Consider the following 15,394-nt stretch of genomic DNA (forward strand, 5'->3'; position numbering starts at 1 on the left):
TTAGAATGAAGCTAACGAACAAATGGAGGGAGCACAATGGAAAAACATTACACAATCGGCCAATTTAAGAAAATGAGCGGCCTGACAGCAAGAACACTGCAATACTATGATGAGATTGGCATCCTGACCGCTCAACGGACAGAAGGAGGACACCGGTACTACTTGGAAAGCCACGTGCACACACTTCAAAAAATTGTTTCCTTGAAGTTTTTAGGGTTCTCTCTTGAAGAAACGGCCGATTTTATCAATAAAGATTCCTGGAATGAAAAGGACTCTTTGATCTTTCAGCGTGATATGATGGAAAAAAAGCGTGAGCAATTAAATGACTCTATCCGGCTGCTCAATCTTGCTATTGAGCAAATCGAGACAGGCGGGGCTTTGCACACGGATATATTTATTTCCATGATTAACAATGTGCACATGGAAAAAAGCCACAAACGCTGGTTCGCCGCTTTTATGCCAGAGCCCCGCATCAATGCGCTGTTTGATAGACTGAAAAGTGAACAGGAAACGATCGAGAAAAAATCGATGCATTTATTTTCGCGCCTAAAGGAGGCTATCGGTATCGATCCGACAAGCAGCGAGGTTGGCAAATTAGTAGCTGAATTAATGGAATTTGCCATGGAAATAGTCGGTGATGAGCTGCCGCTGTTAGAACAAATCCCGGCAGCAGATCTTGAAGAAGATCCCTGGCTCTTCCCCTACCCTTTTACTCCGGAAGAGGAACAATGGCTAAAGCAAGCGGTCAATCATTATATGGAAAAGGAAGGGATACAAATTGGAAAAAACTAATCAAGCAGATTGGCAGCAATGGAAGCCGTTCATCCGCTTATTTACAAAATCAAGCTTGCCGAAGTGGATCATTGCCACAGCTATCTTACTAAGCATAATCGAGACGGTTGCCGGGCTGATTGTGCCTTTGTTTACAAAGGATCTTGTGGATCAGCTCGCTGCGAGCCAGCTGCAGCTGTCCGTCATCCTCTTTCTCGCCGGCAGCTTTCTTGCCCAAACTATCTCGGGCGGCTTTTCCTATTACTTAATGAGCTACATCGGAGAAGCAGTGGTTTCTTCCATACGCAAGCAGTTATGGGGGCAAGTACTGGCGCTTCCTGTCTCTTATTTTGATCAGCATGAATCCGGAGAAACGATGAGCCGGCTGACACAAGATACGAATACGGTCAAAACGTTGATCGTTCAGCACCTTGTTTCCTTTGTAACTGGAATCATTTCTATTGCCGGCGCGGTTGTTATTTTACTTTTCATTGACTGGAAAATGACCATTGTTATGCTGCTGGCCGCTCCTGTTTCTATTCTGATTATCATGCCGCTCGGCCGCAAAATGTACCGTATCTCCAAAGACACACAAACAGAAATGGCGGGCTTTTCAGCTGATCTTGGCAGAGTTCTTGCTGATATCCGGCTCGTGAAGGCCTACAGTGCGGAAAAAGCGGAAGGAGAAAAAGGCGGCCGGCGCATTCAGGAGCTTTTCCGGTACGGCCTGAAGGAAGCGCGGATTCAAGCCGTCATCTCTCCTTTCATGACGGTGATTATGATGATTGTTCTCGTTATCTTAATCGGTTATGGCGGCGTGCGGGTAGCAGCCGGCTCCCTCACCGCCGGCTCCCTCGTAGCCATCATTATTTACATGTTTCAAATCGTTATTCCTTTCAGCCAAATGGCGGCTTTTTTCACAGCTTTCCAAAAAGCGATGGGAGCCACTGAAAGAATTCAGTCCATTTTGTCACTTGAACAGGAATCAGAAGAAGAAGGGTCGTCTGTAGTTAATCCGGCTCAGGATCTTTTCATTCGCAATCTCACGTTTCGCTACAATGAAAACCAGGCTGTGTTGGAGGATATTAACCTCCAGATTCCGGCTGGAAAAACAACGGCCTTCGCCGGTCCGAGCGGCAGCGGCAAAACGACCCTCTTTGCCTTGCTGGAGCGCTTTTATGAACCAGCTGATGGCGACATTTATCTAGGAGAGCAATCCATCCGTGAATTTAACCTTCATTCATGGCGGACAGCCATCAGCTACGTTTCCCAGGAAAGCCCGATTATGTCGGGAACGATCCGCGATAACATTTGTTATGGAATAGACAGGACACCAACAGATGAAGAAGTGGAAGAAGCCGCTAAGCTGGCAAATGCTGCTGAATTTATCGAGAAGCTTCCCGACCGGTATGACACAGAGGTTGGCGAACGCGGAATAAAATTATCAGGCGGACAGCGGCAGCGCCTTGCTATTGCCCGAGCTTTTATGCGCAATCCGCAAATTTTGCTGCTCGACGAAGCAACCTCCAACCTGGACAGCGATTCTGAGCGGCTCGTTCAGGAGGCGCTCGAGCAATTAATGGCCGGCCGGACCACTCTTGTGATTGCCCATCGCCTGTCCACTATCGTGAACGCCGATCAGATTGTCATCATTGAAAAAGGAAAGGTGACAGGGGTTGGCACACATGAAGCCCTTTTTGCCGGTCATCCGCTCTACCAAAAATTAGCACGCCAGCAATTAACCTCCTGAATACAAAAAAGGCCGCTTTTGTAAAGAAGCAGGCCTTTTTTGTATTTTTATTATCCTCCTTCTATTCATCGGCAATTAGTTTACATAACAATATTATCTATTTCTTAAGTGCCCAAAGATGAGCTATACAAGGAATCCATTAAATAAAAAAAGAAGAACCCTTGATATCCAAAGGTTCTTCAAAACTGAAACTTACATAATTCGCTTAAACATTCTTTCGATTTGATACGTCGAATAATGAACAACGATCGGCCGGCCATGCGGGCAGGTAAATGGATCGCTGCAGCGGCGAAGGTCGTCCAGCAGCTGCTGGATTTCGTCATTGCGCAGGTGGTGGTTCGCTTTAATAGACGCTTTGCAGCTCATCATGATGGCAGCTTCCTCGCGCAATTTTTTGATGTCCACCTTTCTCATTGACAGCATTTGTTCAATAATGCCCTCAATCATCTGCTGCTCTTCCCCTTTTGGCAGCCACTGCGGATGGGAGTGGACGATAAAAGCACGCTCGCCGAACGGTTCCAAAAAGACCCCTACGCTTTTTAAATCCTCCAGGTGCTCAGAAATTTTAATGCAATCATCAGCAGAATATTCAAGTGTAATCGGCACAAGCATATCCTGCAGCTCCTTCTCTACCTGCCCCACTTTTTCCCGGAAGAACTCATATTTCAACCGCTCCTGAGCGGCATGCTGGTCAATCATATACAAGCCCTTTTCGTTTTGAGCAAAAATATACGTACCGTGCATTTGCCCGATCGGATAAAGCGGAGGAAGCCGGCTTTCCCGTTCCTCTATTTCGGCTTCCTGCCCATATCCATCATCCGCTTCGGCAGCATCTGCAGACGGTGCTGCCTGCGGAGTGAATACAGCCTCCGTAAAAACTTCCGCTGTTTCCTTCATCTCCATCGGAATGTATTCATCGGGCTGCTCGCCAGTTGCTTCATCTAGTTCTCGCGTATATAATTCCTTCCTTTGACTGACCGGCGGCAAGCTTTCACGCCGCGTCACAGAAGCAGACGAGAGGGCGGATGCCGGACGGTCCTCTTTTATGGCCTGTCTTTGGCTGTCATCAAAAGAAAATTCCTGCTGGCGGGAAGATGGCTGTGCCGGCTTGACCGCCGGCGCTGCTTCAGGAATCAATGTTTCTTTTTGAAAAGCCTCACGAATCGCCCTGGTGACAACCTCCTGAAGCTCTTGTTCTTTGCTGAAGCGAACTTCAAGCTTAGCCGGATGAACGTTCACATCCACAAGAATCGGGTCCATCGTGATGTTTACAAAAGCAATCGGGTACCTCCCGATCGGAAGAAGTGTATGATATCCCTCCTGGATTGCCTTGGCCAAGCTGTAATTTTTAATAAAACGGCCGTTGACCATAACAGAAAGGTAGTTTCTTGATGCCCTTGTCACTTCCGGCAAGGAAATCCATCCCTCCACCTGAAAGTCTAAAGAAGAAGCAGCTAGCGGAACCATCTTTTTCGCTGTATTTAATCCGTAGATCGCGGCAAGCACTTGACGAACGTCCCCATTTCCCGTTGTCTGCAGCAGCGCTCTTCCATTATGCCGCAGACGCATTGCTACCTCAGGATGGGCTAAAGCGAGCCGGTTTACCACATCGGTGATGTTGCCAAGCTCCGTGTGGATCGTTTTCATATATTTTAAGCGGGCCGGCGTGTTAAAAAACAATCCTGACACTTTAATGTCGGTTCCTTTACGGCTGGCTGCGGGTTCATGTTTTTGAACAATCCCGCCTGAGAGGACAATTTCGGTCCCCGGTCCTTCACCGGTGCCGGTAGTCAGCGACAGTTCGGATACTGAGGCAATACTCGGCAAGGCTTCCCCGCGGAAGCCGAGCGTCCGGATGCGGAACAAATCTGTTTCGTCTTTAATTTTGCTTGTCGCATGACGGGAAAAAGCTTTTAATACATCATCCGGCTCAATGCCTGTCCCATTATCAACAATGCGAATGCTTTCAAGACCCGCTTCTTCTACATCAATCTCAATGACCGTGCTTTCTGCATCAATGGCGTTCTCAACCAGCTCTTTTACAACAGAAGCGGGGCGTTCCACTACCTCACCGGCAGCAATTTTATTTGAAAGTGTATCATCCAGCTGAATAATCTTTCCCATGTGCTTCACCTGCTTTTTCTTGGTCTGACTACTTTTTCACCTTTTTCTGCAATGTATAGAGCGCGTTCATCGCATCAAGAGGCGTCATTTCTAATAAATCATAGGACGCCAGCTCATCGAGAATCTTTTTCTCCTTATTGGATAAGGGCGCAGGCGCAGCTGCCGATTCATTAAAAAACGACAATTGTCCAACAGCTTCTGCGACCGCACTCGGCTGCTCTTTTTCTCTTCTCTTCTGGATGTCAGGCTTCTCCTTCTGCTCCAGCTCTGCCAAAATTTCATTTGCCCGCTCAATTAAGTCGCTTGGCAGCTCCGCCAACTGAGCCACATGAATCCCGTAGCTTTTATCAGCTGCCCCTTCTTTGATCTTGTGAAGAAAGACGACGCGGCCGTTTTTCTCTACGGCGCTGACGTGCACGTTCTTCAGCTGAGGAAGCGATTCTTCCAGCACAGTCAGCTCATGATAGTGTGTCGAAAACAGTGTTTTGGCTTGAATATGCTCATGAATATATTCAATAATGGCTTGAGCAAGCGCCATGCCGTCATAGGTGGATGTGCCGCGGCCAATCTCGTCAAAGAGAATCAGAGATTGATTAGTTGCATGAGTAATAGCGTTTTTGGCTTCCAGCATTTCCACCATGAAGGTACTCTGTCCGGAAATTAAATCATCTGCGGCCCCAATCCTCGTAAATACCTGGTCAAAAACAGGCAGCTTGGCTTCTGCAGCTGGAACGAAGCAGCCGATCTGCGCCATAATCGCGGTTAAAGCGACTTGTCTCATGTAAGTGCTTTTCCCTGACATATTGGGACCAGTAACGAGCAGCATTTCCCGCTCCTTGTTCATCAGGCAATCATTTGGCACATATTCTTGAGAGTCCATTACTTTTTCAACGACCGGGTGACGTCCGTCTTTAATGAAGAGCTCACGGCTGTCCGTTAGTTCTGGCCTTGTGTATTTTCTTTTTTCACTTACCTCAGCGAAGCATTGGAGTACATCCAGTTCGCTGACAAGCCTGGACAGCTCCTGCAGCTCCGGGATAAAGCCTTTGACTTGCTCACGGATGTCAATAAACAGCTCATACTCAAGATCAATCATTTTTTCAGTTGCCTGTAAAATGAGCGCTTCTTTCTCTTTCAATTCCGGGGTAATAAAACGCTCGCAATTCGCTAGTGTTTGCTTGCGCTCATAGCGGCTATCATTCAGTAAATGAAGGTTGGCTTTTGTAATTTCAATATAATAGCCAAAAATGCGGTTGTAGCCGATCTTTAATGATTTAATGCCCGTTCTTTCTCTTTCTTCCTGCTGCAAATTGGCGATCCAATCCTTGCCGTTGCGGCTCGCATCGCGATATTCATCCAGTTCGGCATGAAAGCCGTCTCTAATCATGCCGCCTTCTTTTACCGATAACGGCGGGTTCTCAACAAACGCTTGTTCAAGCAGATCCATCAGCTCTTCACAAGGGTTCATTTTTCTGGATAAAGATTGGATTTCTTCATTGTGAATTCGGAGCAGCAAATCTTTCAGCATCGGAATTTGCTGCAATGATTTTTTTAATTGGATTAAATCGCGGCTGTTTACATTTCCGAAAGCGACCCGGCCGGCAAGCCGTTCAAGATCATAGACCTCTTTCAGCATCTCCCTGATTTCCTGGCGCTCAAAAAAGGCTTGAATCAGCGTTTCAACCATGGATAGCCGCTCATTGATATGACGTCGGTTGATTAACGGCCGATCAATCCATTGCTTCAGCATCCGGCCGCCCATCGCTGTCATTGTTTCATCAAGCAGCCACAGCAAAGAGCCTTTTTTATTTTTTGAACGAATCGTTTCTGTCAGTTCCAAGTTGCGTTTAGAATACAAGTCAATTTTCATAAATTGGTGGACTTCATAGACAACAACCGGCTGTAAATGAGTAAGGCTGCGCTTTTGGGTACGGTGCAAATAATGGAAAAGCAAATGAGCGGCTTGCTTCATCCCTGAATGAGTGATATTTTCTGTTAAAGCAGCAAATCCGCCCTTTTCAGCAGCCGGCTCCTCGTAGGAAAGCGTAAGATTCATCCGCTCTGTAAGCGTCTTTTGCACCTCTTCATGTAAGTCCTGCGTGATGACCGCTTCCTTGGCCCGCAAAGTAGACAATTCATTGATGACTTCATCTAAAGATGCTAGTGCAGTCGTCCGGCTTTCCCCGGTGGATAAATCGCAAAAGGCCAAGCTATATGTATGCTCTCCTTCAGAAAAAAGGGAAGCGATATAATTATTTTCTTTATCTGTGAGCCCCTTTCCCTCCATCACCGTTCCAGGAGTAATGAGCTGAACCACTTCCCGTTTCACAACGCCTTTCGCCTGTCGCGGATCTTCTACCTGTTCACAAATCGCTACCTTATGGCCAAGCTCAATTAATTGCTCAATGTAGCCGGCCGCTGAATGATAAGGCACTCCGCACATCGGTATGCGCTCAGACGAACCTCCGTCTCTGCTCGTTAACGTAATTTCAAGCAGCTGGCTCGCCTTCGTGGCGTCTTCAAAAAACATCTCGTAAAAATCACCTAAACGGAAAAACAAAAAGGCATCTTCATGTTGTGCCTTTATCGCTAAATACTGCCGGATCATCGGCGTATATTGTTCCATATATGTCCAATTCCTTTCAAATAAACCTGTCTATTTCAACTTTACATTATAGCATACTTGCGTTCTCTCTCCATTGAAAAAGCGCAGGCTGTTTATACAACCTGCACTCCACATTAATTGTCCTTTTTATGATCAATAAAGTCCGTGTCCAGCTCTCCATACTCCTCGTCATCAATTTCACAATCCCATTCCTCTTCCTCACAGCCATAAGGATGAACAGCCACACAAATTTTCGTTTCTCCGACCACTTCAACCAAGAATTCACGCTCGGCCTGAACAATGATTTTGTTATCCTTCGGCGAACAAACCGCTTCACAGCAATTCGGCTGCTGCAATACCCGCGCTATTACTTCATTATCATCAAAGCAGTTTTCATCCCGATACTTTAATTTGATAACGTCTTTGTAGCTGACTTTTTCCGTGACGACTGAAGTTTTCGTATTGTCATGGTGTGAGTACCACACGTTAATTTCATATGTCCCGTGAATCTCCACTTTTTTCCCCATCTTTTTTGCTTTATACTCATGGTTAATAATCCAGCAGCCTAAAATGCTCGATGGGTGATGCGGCGGACAAATGGTGTGGTGCGTCTGAGTAAATTTCCGGCCTTTCGCAACGACCGATTTTGTAATAATCTCTCTATATTCTGCCATTCGAGCGTCCCTCCTCGCTTATTCTCTATCTATCATATGCACCAGGAGCAAGACATGTGCCTAGAACATATAAAAAGTTCGCTTCGTTAAACAAAGCCGCCTAGTCAACAAAACGGAAGAACAACACTCCGACAGGTTTTTACCCCCAAAAAAAAGCACCAGCCGCTATGGCTGGTGCCTGATATTCACTGCTGATTAACTGCAGCTTCCCGGTGCACTGTTTTTCACTTGGGCGCCTGTTTCGCCGCGCAGCACATCGCCGCCCGTTGATTCAATGATTTGGTCTGTCACTGTATTAGAGATGGCAGATGTGACAATCTGCAAAATATCATTCACTTCTACTTGTGACTCTTTAAACTGTTGAACAACAGGGATTTCATCTAATTCCTGTTCGATTTTCATCATTTTTTCTTCAACCATTTTTAATGCTTCCGTTTTCCCATAATGCTGGAAATTGACAGCTTGCTTTTGCAAGCTTTTCATGCTGGCGATTTTTTCACGGACTTTTTGATTTTCGTGAATCTTTGCTTCCGCTTCTTTAAAAAACGCTACTTCTTCTGTTTCCGCAATCATCTTAGCAAGCTCAACCGCTTTTGCAAGAATATCATCTTTTGTATATTTTGCCATTTTACTCCACCTCAGCCAATTGATGTTCTTCAATCATTTCTCCGTTTAAGGACCAGGTTTTTGCTTCTGTGATCTTTACATTGACAATCTTGCCAATCGCTGTTTTTGGACCTTTAAAGTTAACTAACTTGTTCTTATTTGTATAGCCGGCTAAAATCTCCGGATTGTTTTTGCTTTCTCCTTCAACAAGTACCGGCACAGTTTGTCCTTGATACTTCTTCATCGCTTCAGCTGACAATTCGTTTACTACGGCGTTCAAGCGCTGTAAACGCTCTTTTTTCACTTCCATTGGAACGTTATCCTTCATTTTGGCAGCCGGTGTCCCTTCGCGTGGAGAATAAATAAATGTATAAGCAGATTCGAAGCCTACTTCCCGATATAAAGAAATTGTTTCTTCAAATTGCTCCTCTGTTTCATTCGGATAACCAACGATGATATCCGTTGTCAAAGCAACATCTGGAATCGCTGCTTTAATCTTGCGGACAAGTTCAAGAAATTGCTCGCGCGTATATTTGCGGGCCATAATCTTTAATACATCTGTAGAGCCTGACTGAACAGGCAAGTGGATATGATCCATCAGGTTTCCTTTTTTCGCCAGCACTTCAATCAAATGATCATCGAAATCACGCGGGTGGCTCGTTGTAAAGCGAACACGCGGAATGTCAATTTTTCTAATCTCGTCCATTAAGTCGCCGAGGCCGTAATTCATATCTTCAAAGTCTTTGCCATAAGCATTGACGTTCTGCCCAAGCAGCGTAATCTCTTGATAACCTTGGGCAGCCAGATGGCGCACTTCCTGGATAATGTCTTCTGGACGGCGGCTCCGCTCTTTTCCGCGCGTATAGGGAACGATACAATACGTACAGAATTTATCGCAGCCGTACATAATGTTTACCCATGCTTTGATGTTGCCTCGGCGCACCTTTGGAAGGTTTTCTACGACATCGCCTTCTTTTGACCATACTTCCACAACCATTTCTTTCGACATATAGGCATCCTTCAAAATCTCTGGAAGCCGGTGAATGTTGTGTGTACCAAAGATCATGTCCACATGGTTATAGGTTTTTAAAATTTTATTGACGACCGATTCTTCCTGTGACATACAGCCGCAGACGCCTAAAAGCAAATCCGGGCGCTGCTGTTTTAAATGCTTCAAATGACCGAGCTCGCCAAATACTTTATTTTCAGCATTTTCGCGAATGGCACACGTATTGAGTAAAATGACGTTTGCATCTTCGACTGTATCAGTTGCCTCGTAACCAAGCGCCATAAAAATACCAGCCATTACCTCTGTGTCATGTTCATTCATTTGGCAGCCATACGTCCGGATATAAAACTTCTTCCCGCTTCCCATGCCGCGCAGCTGCTCATCGATTTTAAAATCATTATGGTAAGCGACTTCTTCTTTTCCCCGTTTTTTCGCTTCCTTTAAAGAAGGCGGAAGAAATACGGTTTCAAAATATTTGCTGTAATCCTTTTCGGATTTTTTGTCCGTTGGATTTTTCTCTTTCACTTGCTGTCCCTGAAGGCGTTGTTCTTCATTCATCGGAAAAGCTCCTTTCTTCTACTGGTGAAAACGACACTAAACATATAATAAGCAAGAATGCTCTTTCGTTAGCCGGTACACATTATTTTAGTATATAGCTTTCTATTTGATTAAACAATAGATGAATGTTGACAATTTAACAATGCGGAATGCGCCTGATTCGTTCGTTTTCAACTAGCGTTTTCTCTAAAAAACTGACTTATTACAGCAATAAAAAATCCGCCAGCGGCGGATTTTTTCACATAAACTCTTTGACTAGTTCGTTAAACATGTCATCGCCGAGCTGCAAGTCTTGGCTTGCAAGCGGCTCTTCTGCATAGCCATGCACGAGCTCCTGGTAGGACGGTCTCTCTTTGTCCTGATAAATAATGCCTGTTACAAGGCCGTTATGCTGCATTAATGTATTCATAGCCATCTCGCGATCGGAAGAATCATAATCCTCAATTGCAGACAGCTTTGTCAAGTTTTCCTTGAACCAATCGTAAGTATTAATTTTATTGTAGGTCACGCATGGACTGAATACGTTAATAATAGAGAAGCCTTTATGGTTGATTCCAGCTTCAATAATAGCCGTTAAATCTTTTAAATCTGTAGAAAAGCTTTGAGCAACAAAGGTAGCGCCGCTTGTAAGCGCCAGCTCCATCGGTGAAACCGTGCCCTCAATCGCTCCTTTTGGTGTAGACTTTGTCACGAATCCTTGAGCGGAGCGAGGAGATGTTTGTCCCTTCGTCAGCCCGTAAATTTGGTTATCCATGACGATATATGTGATATCGATGTTGCGGCGCATCGCATGAATGGTATGACCCATTCCGATGGCAAATCCATCACCGTCTCCTCCGGATGCAATGACGGTTAAATCCTTGTTAGCCATTTTGACTCCCTGCGCAATTGGCAAGGAACGCCCATGAATGCCGTGAAGACCGTAAGATTTAATATACCCGGAAATCCGGCCGGAACAGCCGATCCCGGAAATCACCGCAAGCTGATCAGGAGTCAGCCCGATATTGGCGGCCGCGCGCTGAATAGCGGCCTGTACAGAGAAATCTCCGCAGCCTGGGCACCAGTTTGGTTTTACATCATTTCGAAAATCTTTAAACGTTGCCATTAGTAACCGCTCCTTGTAATTGGAAAAGTTCTTTGCTGCCCTGGTAAATATGCTGAGGCTGGAATGGGTTTCCATCATATTTCAGCAGGCTTTTCACTTTATGAACGTGGCCCACATTCATTTTAATAATACTAGCAAGCTGGCCAGTGGCATTATTTTCAACAACAAGCACCCGTTTGGCTGATTCGATCAATGGCAGCAATTCCGCAGCCGGGAACGGATGAATAAGTCTGATTTGGGCATGATTCACCTTGATTCCTTCTGATTCTAAACGTTCCATTGCCTCTTCAATCGCTCCGCGGGTTGAATTAAAACCAATCAGCAGCAAATCAGCTTCATCGTGAGGCGTATTTTTATGGACTGGCGTGTTGAAGCGGATTTGTTCAAGCTTCCTCATCCGTTTATCCATTTGTGCCTGGCGGTTTGCTGCTCCTTCGGATGGCTTGCCGGTTTCATCATGCTCCACACCTGTTACATGGTGAATGCCATTCTTCATGCCCGGAATAACCCGAGGAGAGATACCATCTTCCGTCACTTCATAACGTTTAAAGTAGCTTTTCCCATCAAGCTCTGGAAGCTCCTCTTGGACGAGCTTGCCGCGGCGGATTTCCACCTGGCTGTAATCAAGCGGCTCTACGGTTTGCTTGCCAAGAGACAATTGCAAATCGGATAGGAGAATTACCGGGCACTGATATTCTTCTGCCAGGTTAAAAGCTTCCACCGCATCGTAAAAAGCTTCTTCCGCTGTGCTCGGCGCCATAACGATTTTTGGGATTTCTCCATGAGTGCCGTAAATCATTGCCATTAAGTCTGATTGCTCCTGCTTCGTCGGCAAGCCGGTAGACGGGCCGCCCCGCTGGGTATCCACTACAACGAGCGGCGTTTCGGTCATTCCCGCAAGCCCGATGGCCTCCATCATCAGGGAAAGACCAGGACCGGCAGAAGCAGTCAACGAACGGATTCCGCCGTAATTGGCCCCGATGGCCATTGTTGCCGCTGCAATTTCATCCTCTGTCTGAATGACGGTGCCGCCGACTTTTGGCAGCTTATCAATCAAATATTCCATAATCTCAGAAGCTGGCGTAATCGGATAAGCAGCCATCAAACGGACACCGCCCGCTAAAGCTCCAAGTGCGATAGCGTCATTGCCGATCATGAACATCCGCTGGCGGCCGTCTGCCTCCTCAAGCTGCATCGCCCCCACCTTGCTGCCCAGCTGATCACACATATAGTTATATCCTTGCTGAATCGCTTCCATATTCTTTTGAACAACCGCTTCTCCTTTGCGGCCAAAAATCTCTTCTACTACACTTGTAAACACTTGCACATCTAAGTTGATAACAGCACATGTTGCTCCTACAGCCACCATGTTTTTCATTAATGAAGTGCCAAGCTCGGCAGCAATTTCGGTAAATGGAACAATATATAATTCTGCCTGTGTATGTTCTGGCTTCACTGGATTAAATTTCGCGTCTGCAATAATAATCCCGCCTGCATGAAGCTCTCCGCAGTTCACATCAATTGTCTCCTGGTCAAATGCAACGAGAATATCTAAATCGTCCGCAACCGCCCGCACCGGAGTTACGCTGACACGAATTTTATTATTAGTATGGCCGCCTTTAATACGTGATGAGAAATGGCGATAGCCATAAAGAAAGTATCCAAGCCGATTTAAAGCGGTGGAAAAGATTTCACCCGTGCTTTCAATCCCTTCCCCTTGTTGTCCTCCAACTTTCCAGGAAAGCTGATTTATCATTAAATATACAACTCCTTCAGTATATTCTGGACTTCAAAACTATTACTTTCCTAGTTTATCACTTTTATCATTGAATCACTATAGCTAAACACATTCCATTAACCAGGAAACCTGCTTGAGAAGTTGGCAAACAGGAACTTTTTTGCTTGGTTCGCCGAATAATGCCGATGAAGAAGATTCATCCACTCATCATACGCCTCATATGAGCTCCAGCCTTCAATCATTTCATCAATACCGTCAAAGTCTGAACCGAAGCCAAGGTGGTTTTCCCCGCCCAGCTCACAAATATGCTCTACGTGTGCCAATACGTCTTGGGCGTATACCTTCCCATGCTCCTTAATAAAAAAAGGAACAAAGGATAAACCGATCATCCCGTCTTTTTGGATGAGCGCCTGAATTTGTTCATCTTTAAGATTGCGGGGGTGCGGGCAAAGACGGTGACAATTGGAATGACTGGCAACCGGCAAGTCGGCCTGTTCCATTACGTCCCAAAACGCTCGTTCCGATAAATGAGAGACGTCTGTCCAAACCTTCCATTCGTTAAGCATGCGAATGACTTCACTCCCCAACTCTGTGATTCCCGCTCCTCGCTTTGCCATCACCCCATCTGCCAAAGCATTTGCATGGTTCCAGGTTAAGCCGACCGACCTTACACCAAGGCGGTAAAGGGTGGCTAATTTTAGCGGGTCCTCTTCTATCGCCTCGCCTCCTTCAAGAGTAAGAACCGCACCAATCTCTCCCTCTTTTAGTTCGTTCAGTTCTTGCTTTGTTGTGATGGCCTTCATATCAGGATAGGGGCTGATTACTTTATTGTAAAATAAATCAATTTGTTCTAATGCCGAACGGAAACGATCATGCGGCTTCACAGACGGGGACAAAAAAACCGCAAAGCATTGCACTTTCGCTTTCGTTTTCTTCAGGCGTTCATATGTAACATGCAAAGCGGGATGACTAAAGGTCTTCTCTGGATCTTTTTGTAATTGATACAATACATCACAATGCGCGTCAAAAATCATCTTTCCCACCCTTTCTAACATGACTTTTCTTCACTGTCTCTCTTTTTTCAGAAACAAGCAGCACATACAAAAAAGAAAAACCCGTCCCAAGAAAGCGAACAGAGAAGCTTCTTCTCTTTTGCTGTCAAAAGGACGGGTTTTAATCCTAATTTATTATGTTATCGAGGCTCGACAATCAACTTGATTGCTGTTCGTTCTTCCCCTTCAATCATAATATCAGTAAAAGCCGGGATGCAAATTAAATCTACCCCGCTTGGAGCCACAAATCCGCGGGCAATTGCTACTGCCTTCACCGCTTGGTTCAGTGCACCAGCCCCAATTGCCTGAATTTCAGCTGCCCCTCTTTCACGAAGAACACCGGCAAGTGCACCAGCTACAGAATTAGGATTAGATTTTGCCGAAACTTTTAATATCTCCATTTCTTGTCCCCCTTTTGTTAAACGATACCGAATGCTCATGTTAGTGAACATAGTTGTTCGCTGTCCTTCCATTCCTACTATATTCGGCACTGAGCTCCTGTATTACTGACTTCGGCTAGAAAGCCTTGAACTTTCGCCTTTCCAGCTTTATACGCAGAAGCGAACCGGCTCATCATTTAACAAAATATGAAGACCTCTTACTCGGCAATAAACGGGTGATCTTCATTAATGAGAAGACGATCGATCGCTTTCGCCTTCCCTGTCTTTTTATCCACTTCGATTATACAGGCACTGAGCTGTGTGCGGCCGCTTTTCGGCACTTCAAATCGGACAGGCAGCCCTGTAACAAACTTTTTCAAAACGGACTCTTTCTCCATCCCAAGAATGGCATCATACGGTCCTGTCATGCCGACATCAGACAAATAAGCAGTTCCTTTAGGCAGCACACGGTTGTCTGCTGTCTGCACATGCGTATGCGTTCCTACCACTGCTGTTACTTCGCCATCAAGAAACCAGCCAATGGCTTGCTTTTCGCTTGTCGCTTCCGCATGAAAGTCAACGAAAATGATAGGTGTCCGTTCACGGGCTTTCTTTACCAAAGCTTTCACCTTTTCGAAAGGACAATCCAGCGCAGGCATAAACGTACGCCCCTGCAAATTAATGACGGCCGCTTCTATGCCCGCGCGCTTCACAAATAAAAGGCCGGTTCCAGGAGTGCCATCCGGAAAGTTAGCTGGGCGGACAAGCGCTTTCGCCTCGTCAATAAATTCAAATACCTCTCTATTATCCCAAGCATGGTTGCCGAGAGTCACCGCATCGGCTCCATCGTTTAAAAACTGCCGGTAAATCTTCTCCGTAATGCCTCTTCCGGCAGCAGCATTTTCTCCATTGACAATCGTTAATTCTGGTTGGTACTTGTTTTTGAGTCTTGGTAAATACTCAGAAATCATGTCGCGGCCCGGAGACCCGACAACATCACCCACAAATAATATCTTCATATA

12 protein-coding genes are annotated in these 15,394 nt (G+C 45.7%); 2 read left to right on the forward strand and 10 right to left on the reverse strand.

From position 1 onward, the window contains the following. Window positions 1–36: 36 nt before the first annotated feature. Both BBA02S_RS04720 and BBA02S_RS04725 read left to right on the forward strand, forming a co-directional pair. On the forward strand, window positions 37–792 hold the full coding sequence (locus BBA02S_RS04720) for a MerR family transcriptional regulator (protein WP_041113120.1): 756 nt from the start codon (window positions 37–39) through the stop codon (window positions 790–792). Beyond that, window positions 779–2,521 carry an ABC transporter ATP-binding protein gene (locus BBA02S_RS04725; protein ID WP_041113119.1) on the forward strand — a complete coding sequence of 581 codons (1,743 nt, stop codon included), beginning with the start codon at window positions 779–781 and terminating at the stop codon, window positions 2,519–2,521. Before BBA02S_RS04720 ends, BBA02S_RS04725 begins: the two co-directional genes overlap by 14 nt. Before the next feature lie 192 nt (window positions 2,522–2,713). On the opposite strand, the gene mutL is transcribed toward BBA02S_RS04725, so the two are convergent. The 10 genes from mutL to BBA02S_RS04775 form a co-directional block, all read right to left on the reverse strand. Next, window positions 2,714–4,645 (reverse strand): DNA mismatch repair endonuclease MutL, encoded by a 1,932-nt coding sequence (mutL, locus tag BBA02S_RS04730; protein WP_041113118.1) that lies wholly within the window; start codon window positions 4,643–4,645, stop codon window positions 2,714–2,716. A 28-nt stretch (window positions 4,646–4,673) separates the two neighbouring features. Next, window positions 4,674–7,271, reverse strand: a complete 2,598-nt coding sequence (mutS, locus tag BBA02S_RS04735) for a DNA mismatch repair protein MutS (protein WP_041113117.1) — start codon at window positions 7,269–7,271, stop codon at window positions 4,674–4,676. 113 nt (window positions 7,272–7,384) lie between these two features. Further along, complete coding sequence (locus tag BBA02S_RS04740) at window positions 7,385–7,924, reverse strand: outer spore coat protein CotE (RefSeq protein ID WP_041100131.1); 540 nt, start codon at window positions 7,922–7,924, stop codon at window positions 7,385–7,387. 195 nt (window positions 7,925–8,119) lie between these two features. After that, window positions 8,120–8,551, reverse strand: a complete 432-nt coding sequence (locus BBA02S_RS04745; RefSeq protein ID WP_041100129.1) for a YlbF/YmcA family competence regulator — start codon at window positions 8,549–8,551, stop codon at window positions 8,120–8,122. A 1-nt stretch (window position 8,552) separates the two neighbouring features. Continuing rightward, window positions 8,553–10,097 (reverse strand): tRNA (N6-isopentenyl adenosine(37)-C2)-methylthiotransferase MiaB, encoded by a 1,545-nt coding sequence (miaB, locus tag BBA02S_RS04750; protein WP_041113116.1) that lies wholly within the window; start codon window positions 10,095–10,097, stop codon window positions 8,553–8,555. Between the two features lie 238 nt (window positions 10,098–10,335). Further along, window positions 10,336–11,202 (reverse strand): 2-oxoacid:ferredoxin oxidoreductase subunit beta, encoded by an 867-nt coding sequence (locus BBA02S_RS04755; protein WP_041100125.1) that lies wholly within the window; start codon window positions 11,200–11,202, stop codon window positions 10,336–10,338. Next, window positions 11,189–12,958 carry a 2-oxoacid:acceptor oxidoreductase subunit alpha gene (locus BBA02S_RS04760; protein ID WP_041100123.1) on the reverse strand — a complete coding sequence of 590 codons (1,770 nt, stop codon included), beginning with the start codon at window positions 12,956–12,958 and terminating at the stop codon, window positions 11,189–11,191. Before BBA02S_RS04760 ends, BBA02S_RS04755 begins: the two co-directional genes overlap by 14 nt. Window positions 12,959–13,056: 98 nt before the next feature. Beyond that, window positions 13,057–13,974, reverse strand: a complete 918-nt coding sequence (locus BBA02S_RS04765) for a dipeptidase (protein ID WP_156141409.1) — start codon at window positions 13,972–13,974, stop codon at window positions 13,057–13,059. A 158-nt stretch (window positions 13,975–14,132) separates the two neighbouring features. Next, window positions 14,133–14,393: a stage V sporulation protein SpoVS gene (spoVS, locus tag BBA02S_RS04770; protein ID WP_041100119.1), complete on the reverse strand. Its 261-nt coding sequence runs from the start codon at window positions 14,391–14,393 to the stop codon at window positions 14,133–14,135. 197 nt (window positions 14,394–14,590) lie between these two features. Beyond that, the gene (locus BBA02S_RS04775; RefSeq protein ID WP_041100346.1) at window positions 14,591–15,391 is read right to left on the reverse strand and encodes a TIGR00282 family metallophosphoesterase; all 801 of its coding nucleotides are present in this window, start codon (window positions 15,389–15,391) and stop codon (window positions 14,591–14,593) included. Between the last annotated feature and the right edge of the window lie 3 nt (window positions 15,392–15,394).

It is taken from the genome of Bacillus badius NBRC 15713 (genome assembly GCF_001591605.1).
Classification (GTDB): domain Bacteria; phylum Bacillota; class Bacilli; order Bacillales; family Domibacillaceae; genus Pseudobacillus; species Pseudobacillus badius.